This is a genomic window from Enterobacter sp. TCD1-1, from assembly GCF_020567405.1.
Lineage (GTDB): Bacteria > Pseudomonadota > Gammaproteobacteria > Enterobacterales > Enterobacteriaceae > Enterobacter > Enterobacter quasiroggenkampii.
Window position 1 is genome coordinate 386,764 of sequence record NZ_JAJCXF010000002.1, and the last position, 13,713, is coordinate 400,476.

General features: G+C 52.2%; 16 protein-coding genes. 6 read left to right on the forward strand and 10 right to left on the reverse strand.

Features of this window, described 5'->3' with window-relative positions; translation table 11 throughout:
- Positions 1-6 precede the first annotated feature (6 nt).
- The 7 genes from LJA86_RS14710 to zapE form a co-directional block, all read right to left on the reverse strand.
- Positions 7-711, reverse strand: coding sequence for a fimbria/pilus chaperone family protein (locus LJA86_RS14710; RefSeq protein WP_045910125.1), 705 nt, complete (start codon positions 709-711; stop codon positions 7-9).
- A gap of 120 nt (positions 712-831) precedes the next feature.
- Entirely contained in the window at positions 832-1,512 is a 681-nt protein-coding gene (locus LJA86_RS14715; protein WP_045910126.1) for a DUF1120 domain-containing protein, read from the reverse strand.
- 447 nt (positions 1,513-1,959) lie between these two features.
- Positions 1,960-2,457 (reverse strand): ClpXP protease specificity-enhancing factor, encoded by a 498-nt coding sequence (sspB, locus tag LJA86_RS14720; protein ID WP_045355426.1) that lies wholly within the window; start codon positions 2,455-2,457, stop codon positions 1,960-1,962.
- A gap of 5 nt (positions 2,458-2,462) precedes the next feature.
- Positions 2,463-3,101: a stringent starvation protein SspA gene (sspA, locus tag LJA86_RS14725; RefSeq protein ID WP_025756674.1), complete on the reverse strand. Its 639-nt coding sequence runs from the start codon at positions 3,099-3,101 to the stop codon at positions 2,463-2,465.
- A 308-nt stretch (positions 3,102-3,409) separates the two neighbouring features.
- Positions 3,410-3,802, reverse strand: a complete 393-nt coding sequence (gene rpsI / locus LJA86_RS14730; RefSeq protein ID WP_003860436.1) for a 30S ribosomal protein S9 — start codon at positions 3,800-3,802, stop codon at positions 3,410-3,412.
- A gap of 15 nt (positions 3,803-3,817) precedes the next feature.
- Positions 3,818-4,246, reverse strand: a complete 429-nt coding sequence (gene rplM, locus LJA86_RS14735; RefSeq protein ID WP_003860434.1) for a 50S ribosomal protein L13 — start codon at positions 4,244-4,246, stop codon at positions 3,818-3,820.
- A gap of 302 nt (positions 4,247-4,548) precedes the next feature.
- Positions 4,549-5,673, reverse strand: a complete 1,125-nt coding sequence (gene zapE, locus LJA86_RS14740; protein WP_229226352.1) for a cell division protein ZapE — start codon at positions 5,671-5,673, stop codon at positions 4,549-4,551.
- Positions 5,674-5,862: 189 nt separating this feature from the next.
- On the opposite strand from zapE, the gene zapG reads away from it, so the two are divergent.
- The 3 genes from zapG to degS all read left to right on the forward strand — a co-directional run bounded on the left by zapG (position 5,863) and on the right by degS (position 8,959).
- Positions 5,863-6,261, forward strand: coding sequence for a Z-ring associated protein ZapG (gene zapG, locus LJA86_RS14745; protein ID WP_008502832.1), 399 nt, complete (start codon positions 5,863-5,865; stop codon positions 6,259-6,261).
- Positions 6,262-6,432: 171 nt separating this feature from the next.
- Positions 6,433-7,800, forward strand: coding sequence for a serine endoprotease DegQ (gene degQ / locus LJA86_RS14750; RefSeq protein ID WP_045910128.1), 1,368 nt, complete (start codon positions 6,433-6,435; stop codon positions 7,798-7,800).
- Positions 7,801-7,891: 91 nt separating this feature from the next.
- Positions 7,892-8,959 carry an outer membrane-stress sensor serine endopeptidase DegS gene (gene degS / locus LJA86_RS14755; RefSeq protein ID WP_008502834.1) on the forward strand — a complete coding sequence of 356 codons (1,068 nt, stop codon included), beginning with the start codon at positions 7,892-7,894 and terminating at the stop codon, positions 8,957-8,959.
- Between the two features lie 56 nt (positions 8,960-9,015).
- Here the strand turns inward: degS and mdh are convergent, their stop codons facing one another.
- Positions 9,016-9,954 carry a malate dehydrogenase gene (mdh, locus tag LJA86_RS14760; RefSeq protein WP_045910129.1) on the reverse strand — a complete coding sequence of 313 codons (939 nt, stop codon included), beginning with the start codon at positions 9,952-9,954 and terminating at the stop codon, positions 9,016-9,018.
- 397 nt (positions 9,955-10,351) lie between these two features.
- Between mdh and argR the strand changes: the two genes are divergently transcribed.
- From argR to yhcN (LJA86_RS14775), 3 genes are all read left to right on the forward strand, one after another.
- Positions 10,352-10,822 (forward strand): transcriptional regulator ArgR, encoded by a 471-nt coding sequence (gene argR, locus LJA86_RS14765; RefSeq protein WP_008502836.1) that lies wholly within the window; start codon positions 10,352-10,354, stop codon positions 10,820-10,822.
- A gap of 375 nt (positions 10,823-11,197) precedes the next feature.
- The gene (yhcN, locus tag LJA86_RS14770) at positions 11,198-11,461 is read left to right on the forward strand and encodes a peroxide/acid stress response protein YhcN (protein WP_045910130.1); all 264 of its coding nucleotides are present in this window, start codon (positions 11,198-11,200) and stop codon (positions 11,459-11,461) included.
- A gap of 110 nt (positions 11,462-11,571) precedes the next feature.
- On the forward strand, positions 11,572-11,838 hold the full coding sequence (yhcN, locus tag LJA86_RS14775) for a peroxide/acid stress response protein YhcN (RefSeq protein WP_008502838.1): 267 nt from the start codon (positions 11,572-11,574) through the stop codon (positions 11,836-11,838).
- Between the two features lie 61 nt (positions 11,839-11,899).
- On the opposite strand, the gene LJA86_RS14780 is transcribed toward yhcN (LJA86_RS14775), so the two are convergent.
- Both LJA86_RS14780 and LJA86_RS14785 read right to left on the reverse strand, forming a co-directional pair.
- Positions 11,900-12,172: a barstar family protein gene (locus tag LJA86_RS14780; protein WP_008502839.1), complete on the reverse strand. Its 273-nt coding sequence runs from the start codon at positions 12,170-12,172 to the stop codon at positions 11,900-11,902.
- A gap of 45 nt (positions 12,173-12,217) precedes the next feature.
- Positions 12,218-13,672, reverse strand: coding sequence for an NAD-dependent succinate-semialdehyde dehydrogenase (locus tag LJA86_RS14785; protein ID WP_090392898.1), 1,455 nt, complete (start codon positions 13,670-13,672; stop codon positions 12,218-12,220).
- Positions 13,673-13,713 lie beyond the last annotated feature (41 nt).

The following is a 13,713-nucleotide window of genomic DNA, read 5'->3' on the forward strand; positions in this document are numbered from 1 at the left end:
CCTATTTTATTTATTTAATTCAGAGGTAAAGCTCGGCACTTCAACGCCATAGCGGCTGGCCGGGAAAAATTTAACGTGGCTGTCACCACTGGTTGTTTTATTCAACGCAGCCGTCATCGTCTCACCTGGCAGAAGGTAAGTTTTGGAAAGCGTGGCGTTTGCGCCTGAAGGCTGTAATACGACTTTTTGTGCCAGACGGACAACGTACTTACTTGGATTGGTGACTTTTACAGACGACCCGACGGTTGACCATTTGAGGTATTTCCATGCGTCCGTCACAACCCCCAGCGTAGCCGGGCGTATTAGCACTGGAATATCCTGGCGGATGTTAATACCAATTTTAATTTTTTTATCGTCATTTTTTGGCGGAATGCCGTCAAACGTTACGCGTTTGAAATGCTCAACGTCCAGCGGTTGCTTGCTTTGCAAAATAAAACGAAGTTGCTGCGTTTGACCGGGTTCAAGGCGAACGACAGGCTGCGTGACGATCAGCTTAAGCCCCTGATCATCCGGCAGGTCAACCACGTTCGTATATAAAAGGGATGGGTGTGAATCCGTATTTTTTACGTTGATGGTACCGCTGTGCGTGGCTTCATCAATAATCAGCAGGCTGGTTTCCGGCACCATACCTTCTGCATGTACTGCAAAATGGGTAGAAAATAAAGCGAGGGTGAAAAGTGTTTTAAATATATTCGATTTTACGCATTGCATAATATTATCTCCTTGATAGCCCAACAGAACATTCCATGTTTATCGCGCTGTTAAAAAGAGAGTAAATGCAGAACATTCACTCTCTGGATTATTTTAAAATTACTTTTACTCAATAAAGTCTTACAGATAACGCAGGCTGATGGTCAACTGACCGTCAAGCTGAGTATCATCGGTAATCGCCAGAGTTGCGGTGTTCTGAACAGCCAGTGAGGTCACCAGTGGGAAGGTCGCAGTCTGGAAAGCCAGCGGGTCCAGAGTACCCGTAGACGCGACGGTGAAGTCACGAATATGGCTGCCCTGAGTAGAACCATTGGTGGTTTTGGTCCAGTTACCCGTTGCGTTCTGCTGATAGATTGGATCTGCCGCAGCACCATCAGCCGTTACGCTGTCTGCTTTAACAAACATAGCGTAAGTACCGATGTTAACGCCACCTTCGGTTTTGCCCACACCGTAAGTTTGGCCAGTGCCGCTACCTTGAGAGCCACCACCAAACTGACCGTTTGTTACCGTCAGGTTCGCGTTAGAATCCACGCGGTCGTCTACCATATTCCAGGACACTTTTGTTGCCGCGGTGCAGTTAATGGTCAGGTCGATATTTTTCTGGCCCAACTGGTTGGTTGCAGTCGCACTCAGATCGCCCAGGTTAATTGTACCGTAGTCAACAGTACCGCCGTTGCTCAGAACGGGTGTACATGCTGCATTGGTCAGCGTACCTTTAACCTTCAGTACCGCTGAAGGGTCTGCAGCAAATGCTGATGTCACACACAGAGAAAGCGCAGTTGCGAGTAAAACTTTTTTCACTTGTTAATCCTTAACATATGAGTAATTGCAATATTTAATCCAGTAATGATAAATACCTTTACCAGTTACTGATTGTCGTCATGCTTGTCAGCATGTGCACATAGTATTGTTTTTATAAATACATGCAATTTAGCAAAATTAACGATTCTATTAAGGATAACGAAAAACTGATCTTTTCCTTAATTTATTAAGGAATTACCCATTTAAAAAAGAGATTAACATCAAAAAAAGAATACTACTCTGAATTTAACTTTACTTTTCTCAGCGCTTTGATATTACTTTACACCTCATTGATTCACACCATTTATAAATCTAGTTAATTATTAACCAGACAATAAAGAAATAAGAGATATAAACAATGCTTATTTAAAAATGTTGCAGCGGTTGATGGATATAAAGAAAAAAGCCAGTGAATCACTGGCTTTTATAAACGGACGACAAAGGGATTTATTTGACGACGCGTAGCGCCGGGCGACCACCGCGCGGAGGCGGATCGTCATCAGGGTCATTGTCGTCGTGATGATCGGGTTTGTCGCCATCGATAAGTGACATCACCGTGTCGCTTTCGCGCTCATCAGATGCATTGTCATCATTCAGGCTGGCAACCTCTTCATCATACGCCGCTTCCGGCTCAAACATAGTACCCGCCCCGTTTTCACGGGCGTAGATAGCCAGCACAGCGGCCAGCGGCACGGAAACCTGACGCGGTACGCCGCCGAAACGCGCGTTGAAGCGCACTTCATCGTTCGCCAGTTCCAGGTTACCCACCGCGCGCGGGGCGATGTTCAGTACGATCTGTCCGTCACGTGCGTATTCCATTGGAACCAGCACGCCCGGCAACGTCACATCCACAACCAGGTGCGGCGTGAGCTGGTTATCCAGCAGCCATTCATAGAAGGCGCGCAGCAGATACGGACGGCGTGGGGTAAGTTGTGACATTTCCACAGTCATTAGCCTCGGCCGAGACGCATTTCACGTTCCGGTTCAGTTAAAGATGCCAGGAAAGAGTCGCGTTCGAATACGCGAGTCATGTAGCCTTTCAGCTCTTTCGCGCCAGGACCGCTGAATTCTACGCCCAGGGTTGGCAGACGCCACAGCAGCGGTGCCAGGTAGCAGTCTACCAGGCTGAACTCATCGCTCAGGAAGAACGGCTTCTGACCAAACACCGGGGCGATTGCCAGCAGCTCTTCACGCAGTTGCTTACGCGCAGCGTCGGCTTCGGCAGCGGATCCGCTGGTAATCACGTTCATCAGCGAATACCAGTCTTTCTCGATACGCTGCATGTACAGGCGGCTTTCACCACGCGCAACAGGGTAAACAGGCATCAGCGGCGGATGTGGGAAACGCTCATCCAGATATTCCATAATGATACGGGATTCCCACAGGGTCAGCTCGCGATCCACCAGCGTCGGTACGCTTTGGCTCGGGTTGAGATCGATCAGATCCTGAGGCGGGTTATCCTTTTCCACATGCTCGATCTCAAAACTGACACCCTTCTCGGCCAGCACGATACGAACCTGATGGCTATAAATGTCAGTAGGACCAGAAAACAGCGTCATTACCGAACGTTTGTTGGCAGCGACAGCCATGAAAACCTCCAGGTATATTCAGAATTTTTACTGCTACCAGCCCAACAGGGGCCAGCCAGATGTTGTATCGCCCATCCCAGAGAAGACACATTGTTCAAGAATCGAACAAAAATCGAGTATTCACCGATATTTGGGCAGAAAATTGGATGATAGTTTACCAGATTTTGATGGCTTTGTGGTGAGGGGATTCTGGAAATGTGGAAAAAGAGAAGATATATGCATGGATATTGTGGATAACCTGCGCATTATCCATAAAAAAACCCGCCGAAGCGGGTTTTTCGCCAATCGTTCTGCGTAAGCAGAATGGATTAACGTTTGGAGAACTGTGGACGACGACGTGCTTTACGCAGACCCACTTTCTTACGTTCAACCTGACGCGCGTCACGAGTAACGAAGCCAGCTTTACGCAGTTCAGAACGCAGGGATTCGTCGTACTCCATCAGAGCGCGGGTGATACCGTGACGGATCGCACCTGCCTGACCGGAGATACCACCACCTTTAACGGTGATGTACAGATCCAGTTTTTCTACCATATCAACCAGTTCCAGCGGCTGGCGAACTACCATGCGGGCAGTTTCGCGACCGAAGTACTGTTCCAGAGAACGCTGGTTGATTACGATTTTACCACTGCCCGGTTTGATGAAAACGCGAGCTGCGGAACTTTTGCGGCGACCAGTGCCGTAGTATTGATTTTCAGCCATTGCCTATAATCCCGATTAGATGTCAAGAACTTGCGGTTGCTGTGCCGCGTGGTTGTGCTCGTTGCCTGCGTAAACTTTCAGTTTACGGAACATAGCACGACCCAGCGGGCCTTTTGGCAGCATGCCTTTAACCGCGATTTCAATCACACGCTCAGGACGGCGAGCAATCATCTCTTCAAAGGTCGCTTCTTTGATACCACCGATGTGGCCGGTGTGGTGGTAGTACATTTTGTCAGTACGCTTGTTGCCGGTTACAGCAACTTTATCAGCGTTCAGAACGATGATGTAATCACCGGTATCAACGTGCGGAGTGTATTCCGCTTTGTGCTTACCGCGCAGGCGACGAGCCAGTTCAGTAGCCAGACGGCCCAGAGTTTTACCGGTCGCGTCAACAACATACCAGTCGCGCTGTACGGTTTCTGGTTTAGCTGTAAAAGTTTTCATTAAAAGCTTACCCAAATAATAAGTTACACGTTGGTGAACACCCAAACGTTTAGTCAGTTGAGGTTCACACGACAAAGTCCGGCAAACCTACCCCTTCGAATAGCTCATGCCGACACATAGAAAGTTTCGGGAAAAAAACCTTCTCGTAACGTGGGGTCGCAAGATTATAGAGAAGTTGAGGTCAAAGATCGACCCTTAAATGTGATTTGGAATGGGTTTTTCGAGGGGGCTGAAAATGCCGGGTGGCGGCTGCGCCTTACCCGGCCTACAAGGCTCCCTTCTCAGGGAGAGGGTGGCATTTGTTACGGCATATGCTCCAGCTTCAGGTATTCCTCGCTCTGCATCTCCTGCAGACGAGACAGGCAGCGCTGGAACTCAAACTTCAGCCGCTCGCCCTGGTAGATCTCATATAAAGGAACCTCGGCGCTGACCACCAGCTTGACGTGGCGCTCATAAAACTCGTCCACCAGCGCAATGAAGCGTCGCGCCTCGCTCTCCATCAGCCGCGTCATCACCGGTACATCCAGCACCATCACGGTGTGGAACAGACGCGAAAGCGCAATGTAGTCGTGCTGGCTACGAGCATCAACACAGAGCGTCGTAAAGGAGACCGCCAGCGTTTGGTTTTCAACGCCGAGCGTAGGCAACGGACGATGGTTAATCTCAAGTTCCGGGGCGTGCTCGCGTTTTGCTCCCGCCAGCGCCAGCCAGAGTGTATCCATCTCGCGGGTGGTCTCTGCATTTAACGGCGAGAGCCACAGGTGCGCCTGGGTTAACGTGCGCAGACGATAATCGACACCGGCATCAACATTCATAATGTCGCAGTGCTGCTTAATGGCGTCGATGGCGGGCAGGAAGCGTGCCCGCTGCAGGCCGTTGCGGTACAGCTCGTCCGGCGGGATATTCGACGTGGCCACCAGCGTAATCCCGCGGGCAAATAACGCCTTCATCAGGCCGCCTAACAGCATGGCATCGGTGATGTCAGACACAAAAAATTCATCGAAGCAGAGCACGTCCGTTTCCGCCTTGAACCGGTCGGCCACAATCTCCAGCGGATCGCTTTTACCCTGCAGCGCAGTCAGCTCTTCATGCACCCGCAGCATAAAGCGGTGGAAGTGCAGACGCTGTTTACGCGCCCCCGGCAGGCTCTGGTAGAACATGTCCATCAGCCAGGTTTTTCCGCGACCGACCCCGCCCCACATATATAAACCGCGCACCGGCGCGTGAGCCTGTGGCGTTTTTTTTCCGAGCAACCGCCCAAATGCCGCCTTTAGCCCGCCATTCTGTTCGGTTTCAGCGGGTTTGGCCGTGAGTTCCTGATAAATCATCTCCAGACGGCTTACCGCCTCACGTTGAACGTCATCCGGCTGATGGGTACCCTCGTTAAGGGCCAGTTGATATCGCGATGCAGGGGACAGGTTTTGCATAATCTTATTGTTATTCCTTCAATTAACGCTCACCAGCAGACGTGACTGATGAAAAAAAGGCCGTTCTACACTACGCGATGATACGTCAGGATTCCACTTCTACGGAAATAGCGGTTATAGTGGCATTATCAGGCACAGGCAGGAGCCGAGCCAACACCCTACGGAACAACAAGACAACGGGAGAAGTTCATGACCTGGGAATATGCGCTAATCGGTTTAGTCGTCGGCATCGTCATTGGTGCTGTGGCCATGCGTTTCGGTAATCGCAAATTGCGTCAGCAGCAGTCACTGCAGTACGAACTGGAAAAGAACAAAGCCGAGCTGGAAGAGTATCGTGAAGAGCTGGTCAGCCATTTTGCCCGTAGCGCCGAGCTGCTGGACAACATGGCGACCGACTATCGTCAGCTGTATCAGCATATGGCAAAAAGCTCCAGCAGCCTGCTGCCGGAAATGACGGCGGAAACCAACCCATTCCGCAACCGTCTGGCAGACTCTGAGGCCGGTAACGATCAGGCGCCCGTTCAGATGCCTCGCGACTATTCAGACGGCGCGTCCGGCCTGCTGCGCGGCGGTGTAAAACGCGATTAATCGCACAACCTGAATTTATTTTACGGGCGCAGCGATTGCGCCCGTCCTTTCTTCATGACCCCAGCTATCATTTAGTTAAACACCTCATTGTTCAGCGGTTTAAAATTCAATAACATCAACGTGTTTTTGGGGCCGTTTTTCCTTTATTCCAGGTTACGAGAGTCAACATCGATGAAGAAAAAAAACCAGCTGTTGAGCGCTATCGCGTTAAGTGTCGGGTTATCTCTCTCGGCGTCCGTTCCTGTATTTGCCGCCATTCCCTCCCAGGTGCCTGGCCAGGCGGCCATTCCAAGTCTTGCACCCATGCTGGAAAAAGTGTTGCCTGCGGTCGTCAGCGTTCAGGTTGAAGGCACGGCGGTACAAAGCCAACGCGTCCCTGAAGAACTGAAGAAGTATTTTGGTGATGAGTCTCCCGACCAGCAGGCCCAGCCTTTTGAAGGCCTGGGGTCTGGCGTCATTATCGATGCGGCAAAAGGCTATATTCTGACTAACAATCATGTCATCAGCCAGGCCGATAAAATCAGCGTCCAGCTAAACGATGGCCGCGAATTTGATGCCAAACTGATTGGCGGCGATGACCAGAGCGACATCGCGCTGCTGCAGGTGCAAAACCCGAGCAACCTGACCCAGATTGCCATCGCGGATTCCGACAAACTGCGCGTCGGCGACTTTGCCGTCGCCGTAGGCAACCCCTTTGGCTTAGGGCAAACCGCCACCTCCGGGATCGTCTCCGCGCTGGGACGCAGCGGCCTTAATCTGGAAGGGCTGGAAAACTTTATCCAGACCGATGCCTCAATCAACCGCGGGAACTCCGGCGGGGCGTTGCTCAACCTTAACGGTGAGCTGATTGGGATCAACACGGCGATTCTGGCCCCGGGCGGCGGCAGCATTGGGATCGGTTTTGCGATTCCCAGCAACATGGCCAAAACGCTGGCACAGCAGCTCATTCAGTTCGGTGAAATCAAACGCGGGCTGCTGGGTATTAAAGGTATGGAGATGAGCGCGGATATCGCAAAAGCGTTCAACATCAACGTTCAGCGCGGGGCGTTTGTCAGTGAAGTGCTGCCAAACTCCGGCTCGGCAAAAGCAGGTATCAAATCGGGCGATGTGATCGTCAGCCTCAACGACAAGCCGCTGAGCAGCTTTGCCGAGTTGCGCTCGCGGATAGCCACCACCGAACCCGGCGCCAAAGTGAAGCTGGGTCTGATCCGTGACGGTAAACCGCTGAACGTTGAAGTGACGCTGGATAAGAGCACCTCCTCCTCTGCCAGTGCGGAGCTGATCGCCCCGGCGCTGCAGGGTGCGACGCTGAGCGATGGACAGCTGAAGGACGGTACGAAAGGCATTCGCATCGACACCGTTGAAAAGAGCAGCCCTGCCGCTCAGGCCGGGTTGCATCAGGAAGATGTGATCATTGGTGTAAACCGCAATCGCGTGCAGTCCATTGCCGAACTGCGCAAGGTGCTGGAGAGTAAACCGGCGGTTATTGCCCTGCAGGTCATGCGCGGCAATGAGTCTATCTATATTCTGTTGCGCTAAGCATTTGCGACCCGGACATCACCGCTGCGTGTGATGTCCGGATAACTCATGTTATGCTGCAAATCGTTCCTTTTTTAACGACACGCGCATCATGCTTTTAAAGCTCTTACGTTCTATTGTCATCGGTTTGATTGTCGCTGGCCTGCTGCTGCTGGCGCTGCCGTCTTTACGTCAGTTCAATAAACTGTCGGCTCCCCAGTTCGATAGCACGGATGAAACACCGGCCACCTATAATCAGGCCGTCCGCCGAGCCGCACCTGCCGTGGTTAACGTCTATAACCGTGGTCTGAATACCTCAGCCCACAACCAGCTGGAGATCCGCACCCTCGGCTCCGGCGTGATCATGGACGAGCGCGGCTACATTATTACCAACAAGCACGTGATAAACGATGCCGACCAGATCATCGTCGCCCTGCAGGATGGCCGCGTGTTTGAGGCATTACTCGTTGGCTCTGACAGCCTGACCGACCTCGCCGTCCTGAAGATTAACGCCACGGGCGGTTTGCCGGTCATCCCGATCAACCGTAAACGTACCCCGCATATAGGCGACGTCGTCCTGGCGATTGGTAACCCTTACAACCTGGGCCAGACCATCACTCAGGGGATCATCAGCGCGACCGGCCGTATTGGTCTGAACCCCTCCGGGCGGCAGAACTTCCTGCAAACCGATGCCTCCATCAACCACGGTAACTCCGGCGGTGCGCTGGTCAACTCGCTGGGCGAACTGATGGGGATCAACACCCTGTCGTTCGATAAGAGTAACGACGGTGAGACGCCGGAAGGGATCGGCTTTGCCATTCCGTTCCAGCTGGCGACCAAAATTATGGATAAGCTGATCCGCGACGGACGCGTGATCCGCGGCTATATCGGTATCGGTGGCCGCGAAATTGCGCCGATGCATACCCAGGGTGGCGGTATCGATCAGATCCAGGGCATCGTGGTGAACGAGGTGGCGCCAGGGGGGCCGGCGGCCAACGCGGGGATTCAGGTCAATGACGTCATTGTGTCGGTCAACGGCACGCCAGCGGTTTCTGCGCTGGAGACGATGGACCAGGTGGCAGAAATTCGCCCGGGCTCTATCATCCCAGTTGAAGTCATGCGCAACGATAAGAAACTGACGCTGCAAGTCACCATTCAGGAATACCCGGCAACAAACTGACAGGCATAAAAAAACGGAGCGATAAGCTCCGTTTTTTTGCCGGGGGACGGTTCGTATTACTTGTTAACGAACTCTTCACCCAGGGTGATATCTTTCTTCAGCGTATCCAGCATGCCTTCCATCGCGTGTTGCTCAAACGCGCTCAGCTTGCCAATGGATTTACGCTCTTCGATACCATTTTTACCCAGCAGCAGCGGCTGAGAGAAGAAGCGAGCGTGTTCGCCATCGCCTTCAACGTAAGCGCATTCAACAACGCCTTTCTCGCCCTGCAGCGCGCGAACCAGTGACAGACCGAAACGTGCAGCCGCCTGGCCCATAGACAGAGTTGCAGAACCGCCACCCGCCTTCGCTTCCACCACTTCGGTGCCCGCGTTCTGGATGCGTTTGGTCAGGTCAGCCACTTCCTGCTCGGTGAAGCTTACGCCTGGGATCTGCGACAGCAGAGGCAGAATGGTAACGCCAGAGTGACCGCCGATGACCGGCACTTCCACTTCTGTTGGCTGTTTGCCCTTCAGCTCAGCAACGAAGGTATTGGAGCGGATGATATCCAGCGTGGTCACGCCGAACAGTTTGTTTTTGTCGTAAACGCCCGCTTTCTTCAACACTTCTGCCGCGATAGCAACGGTGGTGTTCACCGGGTTAGTGATGATACCGATGCATGCTTTCGGGCAGATTTCTGCAATCTGCTGCACCAGGTTTTTCACGATGCCCGCGTTGACGTTGAACAGGTCTGAACGATCCATGCCTGGCTTACGCGCCACGCCTGCAGAAATCAGCACCACGTCGGCACCCTGCAGTGCAGGACGCGCATCTTCACCGGAGAAGCCTTTGATTTTTACAGCAGTTGGGATGTGGCTCAGGTCAACCGCCACACCTGGGGTTACCGGAGCAATATCGTACAGGGAGAGTTCTGAGCCTGAAGGCAGTTGGGTTTTCAGTAGTAGGGCAAGCGCCTGGCCGATACCACCAGCAGCGCCGAGGACTGCGACTTTCATCCTAAACTCCTTATTATGGTTAACTTAAGTATCTGTAAATCCGTTGCGGCGACCATAATTCAGCAAGTAAATAATTACAATTTTCGTAGCTAAAGAATTTGAGGTCACGCGACTTTATCTCTCTTCAGAAGACGCTCTGACGACAGACGGCGACGAATTAAGAGGTGGTTACAATACACCCTGCCCCGCCACCAAAACAACATCATTTTGATAACATTTAATTTACTTTTAAGCTTATTTGCGCGGCGTGACCCAGGCATGTTTTCTGATAACGAATTCTGATAAAATCACTCCCTTTCATAACATTATTTCAGCCTGGCGCTGAGTAGATAATTTGCATAAAAATTCATCCACATGCATAATAATGTTGTTTCTATCGTCATATTCCGGGTGACTTATGCGAAGCTCGTCTAAGCAAGAAGAATTAGTCAAGGCGTTTAAAGCGCTACTTAAAGAAGAGAAATTCAGTTCTCAGGGAGAAATTGTTCAGGCGCTGCAGGAACAAGGCTTCGATAACATCAATCAGTCGAAAGTCTCCCGCATGTTAACGAAATTTGGCGCGGTGCGTACTCGTAACGCCAAGATGGAGATGGTCTATTGCCTGCCGGCTGAACTTGGCGTGCCGACCACCTCCAGCCCGCTGAAGAATCTGGTTCTGGATATCGACTACAACGACGCCGTTGTGGTGATCCACACAAGCCCTGGAGCCGCACAGCTGATTGCCCGCATGCTGGACTCGTTGGGTAAAACAGAAGGCATCCTCGGGACTATCGCCGGCGATGACACCATCTTTACCACGCCGGCTAGTGGTTTCTCCGTTAAAGATCTCCACGAAGCGATTCTGGTTCTGTTCGAACAGGAACTCTAATCCCCTTTCCCCGCAGCGCCGCTGCGGGGATCGTTCTGCCCCCACGCCGTTTCCCCCTCTTTTCCACTGCCCCTGACTTTGACAAATAGTGCTTTTTACCGCCCATTAACATTCATCTGGTGAATGCTAAATCAAAAAATCGCACAAAAAATCAAAAGCTGATATCCATATGATTTTATTAGATATAACCAACATAAATGCGCAAAAAATGCCCAATATTATGCAATTTGGTTATAAAAAACTGAGTGGTTAACACGTAATAACAATAGAAACCATTAGTCTGGTATTAATTTTTACCGTTATTAGTGTATACTTGATTTTGTGATGAGGGTCACGAAACAAGACCCCACTAAAAAATTCGACGAGGTAAAAATCATGAAAATCAAATCAACTGTAGCGGCGCTGAGCGTCCTGTCTGTCCTGTCATTCGGTGCTTTCGCGGCTGACGCTATCAATGCTGATCAGGCGCAATCACGCGAGACCATCGGTACGGTTTCTGTCGGCGCGGTCGGCACATCGCCAATGGACATGCGTGAGATGCTGAACAAAAAAGCGGAAGAAAAGGGTGCGTCATCCTACCGCATCATCGAAGCGCGTTCTGGTGCCCACTGGCACGCCACCGCTGAGCTGTACAAATAAGTTTGAGCAATAACTGAAAACGTAAATCTCCACTCAACGGCACCAGGCATAAAAATAGCGGTTCAACCCTTCTCGCCGTTGAGCAAAAACCCTATTCAGGAGTAAAGACTATGAAAACCAAATTGATCATCGCAACCCTCGGTCTGGCATCTGTTCTCTCTTTCGGCGCAAGCGCAGCCGTGCAGCAGGTGAATGCCGACCAGGCACAAAATCTGCAGCCTATGGGCAGCATCTCCGTGACGTCTGTTACCGGCTCTCCGATGGATATCCGTCACGAACTGGCTGCCAAAGCTGAAAAAGCAGGTGCCAGCAGCTATCGCGTCACCGAACTGAATCAGGGTGACCACTGGCATGCAACTGCAGAACTGTATAAATAAACCCTCGTCGTATCTCATCATACGACTTGCCCCTGGCCTCATAGTCAGGGGCTTTTTTCATTCAGTGCCGCGCGTTAAAACGCAGCTGCCCTTCCAGCTCTTCTTCCGCTTCATCGAACAGTAATATCAGTGCGCCAAAGCGTCTGCGCAGCTTATCGGGCAAATGAATGAACTCAATTTCCAGCGGTAGCGGCAGCAGACTCCCGGTCACCACGTCCCACAGCGTATCCAGATTCGTCACGCTTTCCCGTTCAAGATCAAACACCCGGATAAATTCACGGTAGAAGTCTTCCTGACTGTCGATCTCGTCAAAATCAAAAGTATAGGTTTTCATTGCCAGCCACCCAGTCCAGGCGAGCGGCAGATGCCGCCCTGTCTATTATAATCCCCCGATGTGAAGGGTTTTCACTTCCAGGTACTCTTCCAGGCCCAGCACGGAGCCCTCACGACCCAGGCCTGACTCTTTTACGCCGCCAAAGGGCCCCAGTTCCGTGGAGACGGCACATTCGTTAATGCCGATCATCCCACTCTCGATCGCCTGGGAAACGCGGAAAACACGTGAGAGATTCTGGGTGTAGAAGTAAGCCGCCAGCCCATAGGGCGTATTGTTGGCGCGCTGGATAACTTCATCTTCCGAGGTGAAACGGAAACATGCCGCAACCGGGCCAAACGTCTCTTCTTCTGCCAGCTTCATGCCTTCATGGCAGTCGCCCAGCACGGTTGGCATCCAGAAATTCCCGCCAAGCGGATGGGGCTTACCCCCTGCCAGTACGGTTGCCCCCCGAGAGACGGCATCGTCGACATGCTCACGCACCTTGTCGACCGCAGCAGATTCAATCAGCGGCCCGACGACAACGCCCTCGTCAAGGCCATTCCCCACCTTGAGCGCTTTCACGGCATCGGCCAGTTTATTCACAAACTTGTCGTAGACGGTTTCCTGAATATAAAAACGGTTCACGCTGACGCAGACCTGCCCGGCATTGCGGAACTTGTTGGCAATCGCCCCCTTCACCGCCGCGTCGATGTCTGCATCCTCAAAAACGATATACGGGGCATTTCCCCCCAGCTCCATCGAGACTTTCTTCATGGTTTCGGCAGCATTACGCACCAGCGTTTTGCCGACGGAGGTCGAGCCGGTAAAGGAGATTTTACGCACGTCTCGGCTTGCCATGATCGCATCGCTGATTTCATGCGTATTCCCGGCAACGGCGTTGAGCACGCCGTCGGGCACGCCAGCCTGTTTTGCCAGGGTAAGCAGCGCAAAGGCACTGAGCGGCGTGTTATTGGCCGGTTTGATCACCCCGGTACACCCTGCAGCCAGCGCCGGGCCTAACTTGCGGGTGAGCATGGCCATCGGGAAGTTCCACGGCGTTATCGCCGCGACCACACCAATGGGTTCACGGGTCGCCAGAATGCGCGAGCCGGGTTTGATCGGCGGAATAATTTCACCGTTCGCGCGCTTGGCCTCTTCGGCAAACCACTGGATAAAGCTGGCAGCGTACTCCACCTCGCCTTCGGCCTCTTTCAGCGGCTTACCCTGCTCGGTGGTCATTAACTGCCCGAGCCAGTTTTTATTCTCAATGATCAGTTCGTACCAGCGATAAAGAATCGCCGAGCGTTCTTTCGCGGTTTTGGCACGCCAGGCCGGGAAGGCTTTGGTGGCCGCTGCGATAGCGTCTTCGGTTTGTGCTTTACCCGCTTTGGCGACTTTCGCGATGACTTCCCCGGTTGCGGGGTTAAGCACATCGAAGGTCGTGTCCAGCGTTTTCCAGATTCCGTTGACCAGATAACCGGTCTGAAAAAGGATGTGATCCTGAAGCGCCTGGGTCGTCATGTGTCCTCCCTTCCTGAAATGTAAGAACGTGCTGGAATAAG

What these genes read in the sequence shown, in the direction of transcription:
- LJA86_RS14710 (WP_045910125.1), bottom strand. Translation starts at nt 711, where the DNA reads ATGCAATGCGTAAAATCGAATATATTTAAAACACTTTTCACCCTCGCT.
- sspA (WP_025756674.1), bottom strand. Translation starts at nt 3,101, where the DNA reads ATGGCTGTCGCTGCCAACAAACGTTCGGTAATGACGCTGTTTTCTGGT.
- rpsI (WP_003860436.1), bottom strand. Translation starts at nt 3,802, where the DNA reads ATGGCTGAAAATCAATACTACGGCACTGGTCGCCGCAAAAGTTCCGCA.
- rplM (WP_003860434.1), bottom strand. Translation starts at nt 4,246, where the DNA reads ATGAAAACTTTTACAGCTAAACCAGAAACCGTACAGCGCGACTGGTAT.
- zapE (WP_229226352.1), bottom strand. Translation starts at nt 5,673, where the DNA reads ATGCAAAACCTGTCCCCTGCATCGCGATATCAACTGGCCCTTAACGAG.
- zapG (WP_008502832.1), top strand. Translation starts at nt 5,863, where the DNA reads ATGACCTGGGAATATGCGCTAATCGGTTTAGTCGTCGGCATCGTCATT.
- degQ (WP_045910128.1), top strand. Translation starts at nt 6,433, where the DNA reads ATGAAGAAAAAAAACCAGCTGTTGAGCGCTATCGCGTTAAGTGTCGGG.
- degS (WP_008502834.1), top strand. Translation starts at nt 7,892, where the DNA reads ATGCTTTTAAAGCTCTTACGTTCTATTGTCATCGGTTTGATTGTCGCT.
- mdh (WP_045910129.1), bottom strand. Translation starts at nt 9,954, where the DNA reads ATGAAAGTCGCAGTCCTCGGCGCTGCTGGTGGTATCGGCCAGGCGCTT.
- argR (WP_008502836.1), top strand. Translation starts at nt 10,352, where the DNA reads ATGCGAAGCTCGTCTAAGCAAGAAGAATTAGTCAAGGCGTTTAAAGCG.
- yhcN (WP_045910130.1), top strand. Translation starts at nt 11,198, where the DNA reads ATGAAAATCAAATCAACTGTAGCGGCGCTGAGCGTCCTGTCTGTCCTG.
- yhcN (WP_008502838.1), top strand. Translation starts at nt 11,572, where the DNA reads ATGAAAACCAAATTGATCATCGCAACCCTCGGTCTGGCATCTGTTCTC.
- LJA86_RS14780 (WP_008502839.1), bottom strand. Translation starts at nt 12,172, where the DNA reads ATGAAAACCTATACTTTTGATTTTGACGAGATCGACAGTCAGGAAGAC.
- LJA86_RS14785 (WP_090392898.1), bottom strand. Translation starts at nt 13,672, where the DNA reads ATGACGACCCAGGCGCTTCAGGATCACATCCTTTTTCAGACCGGTTAT.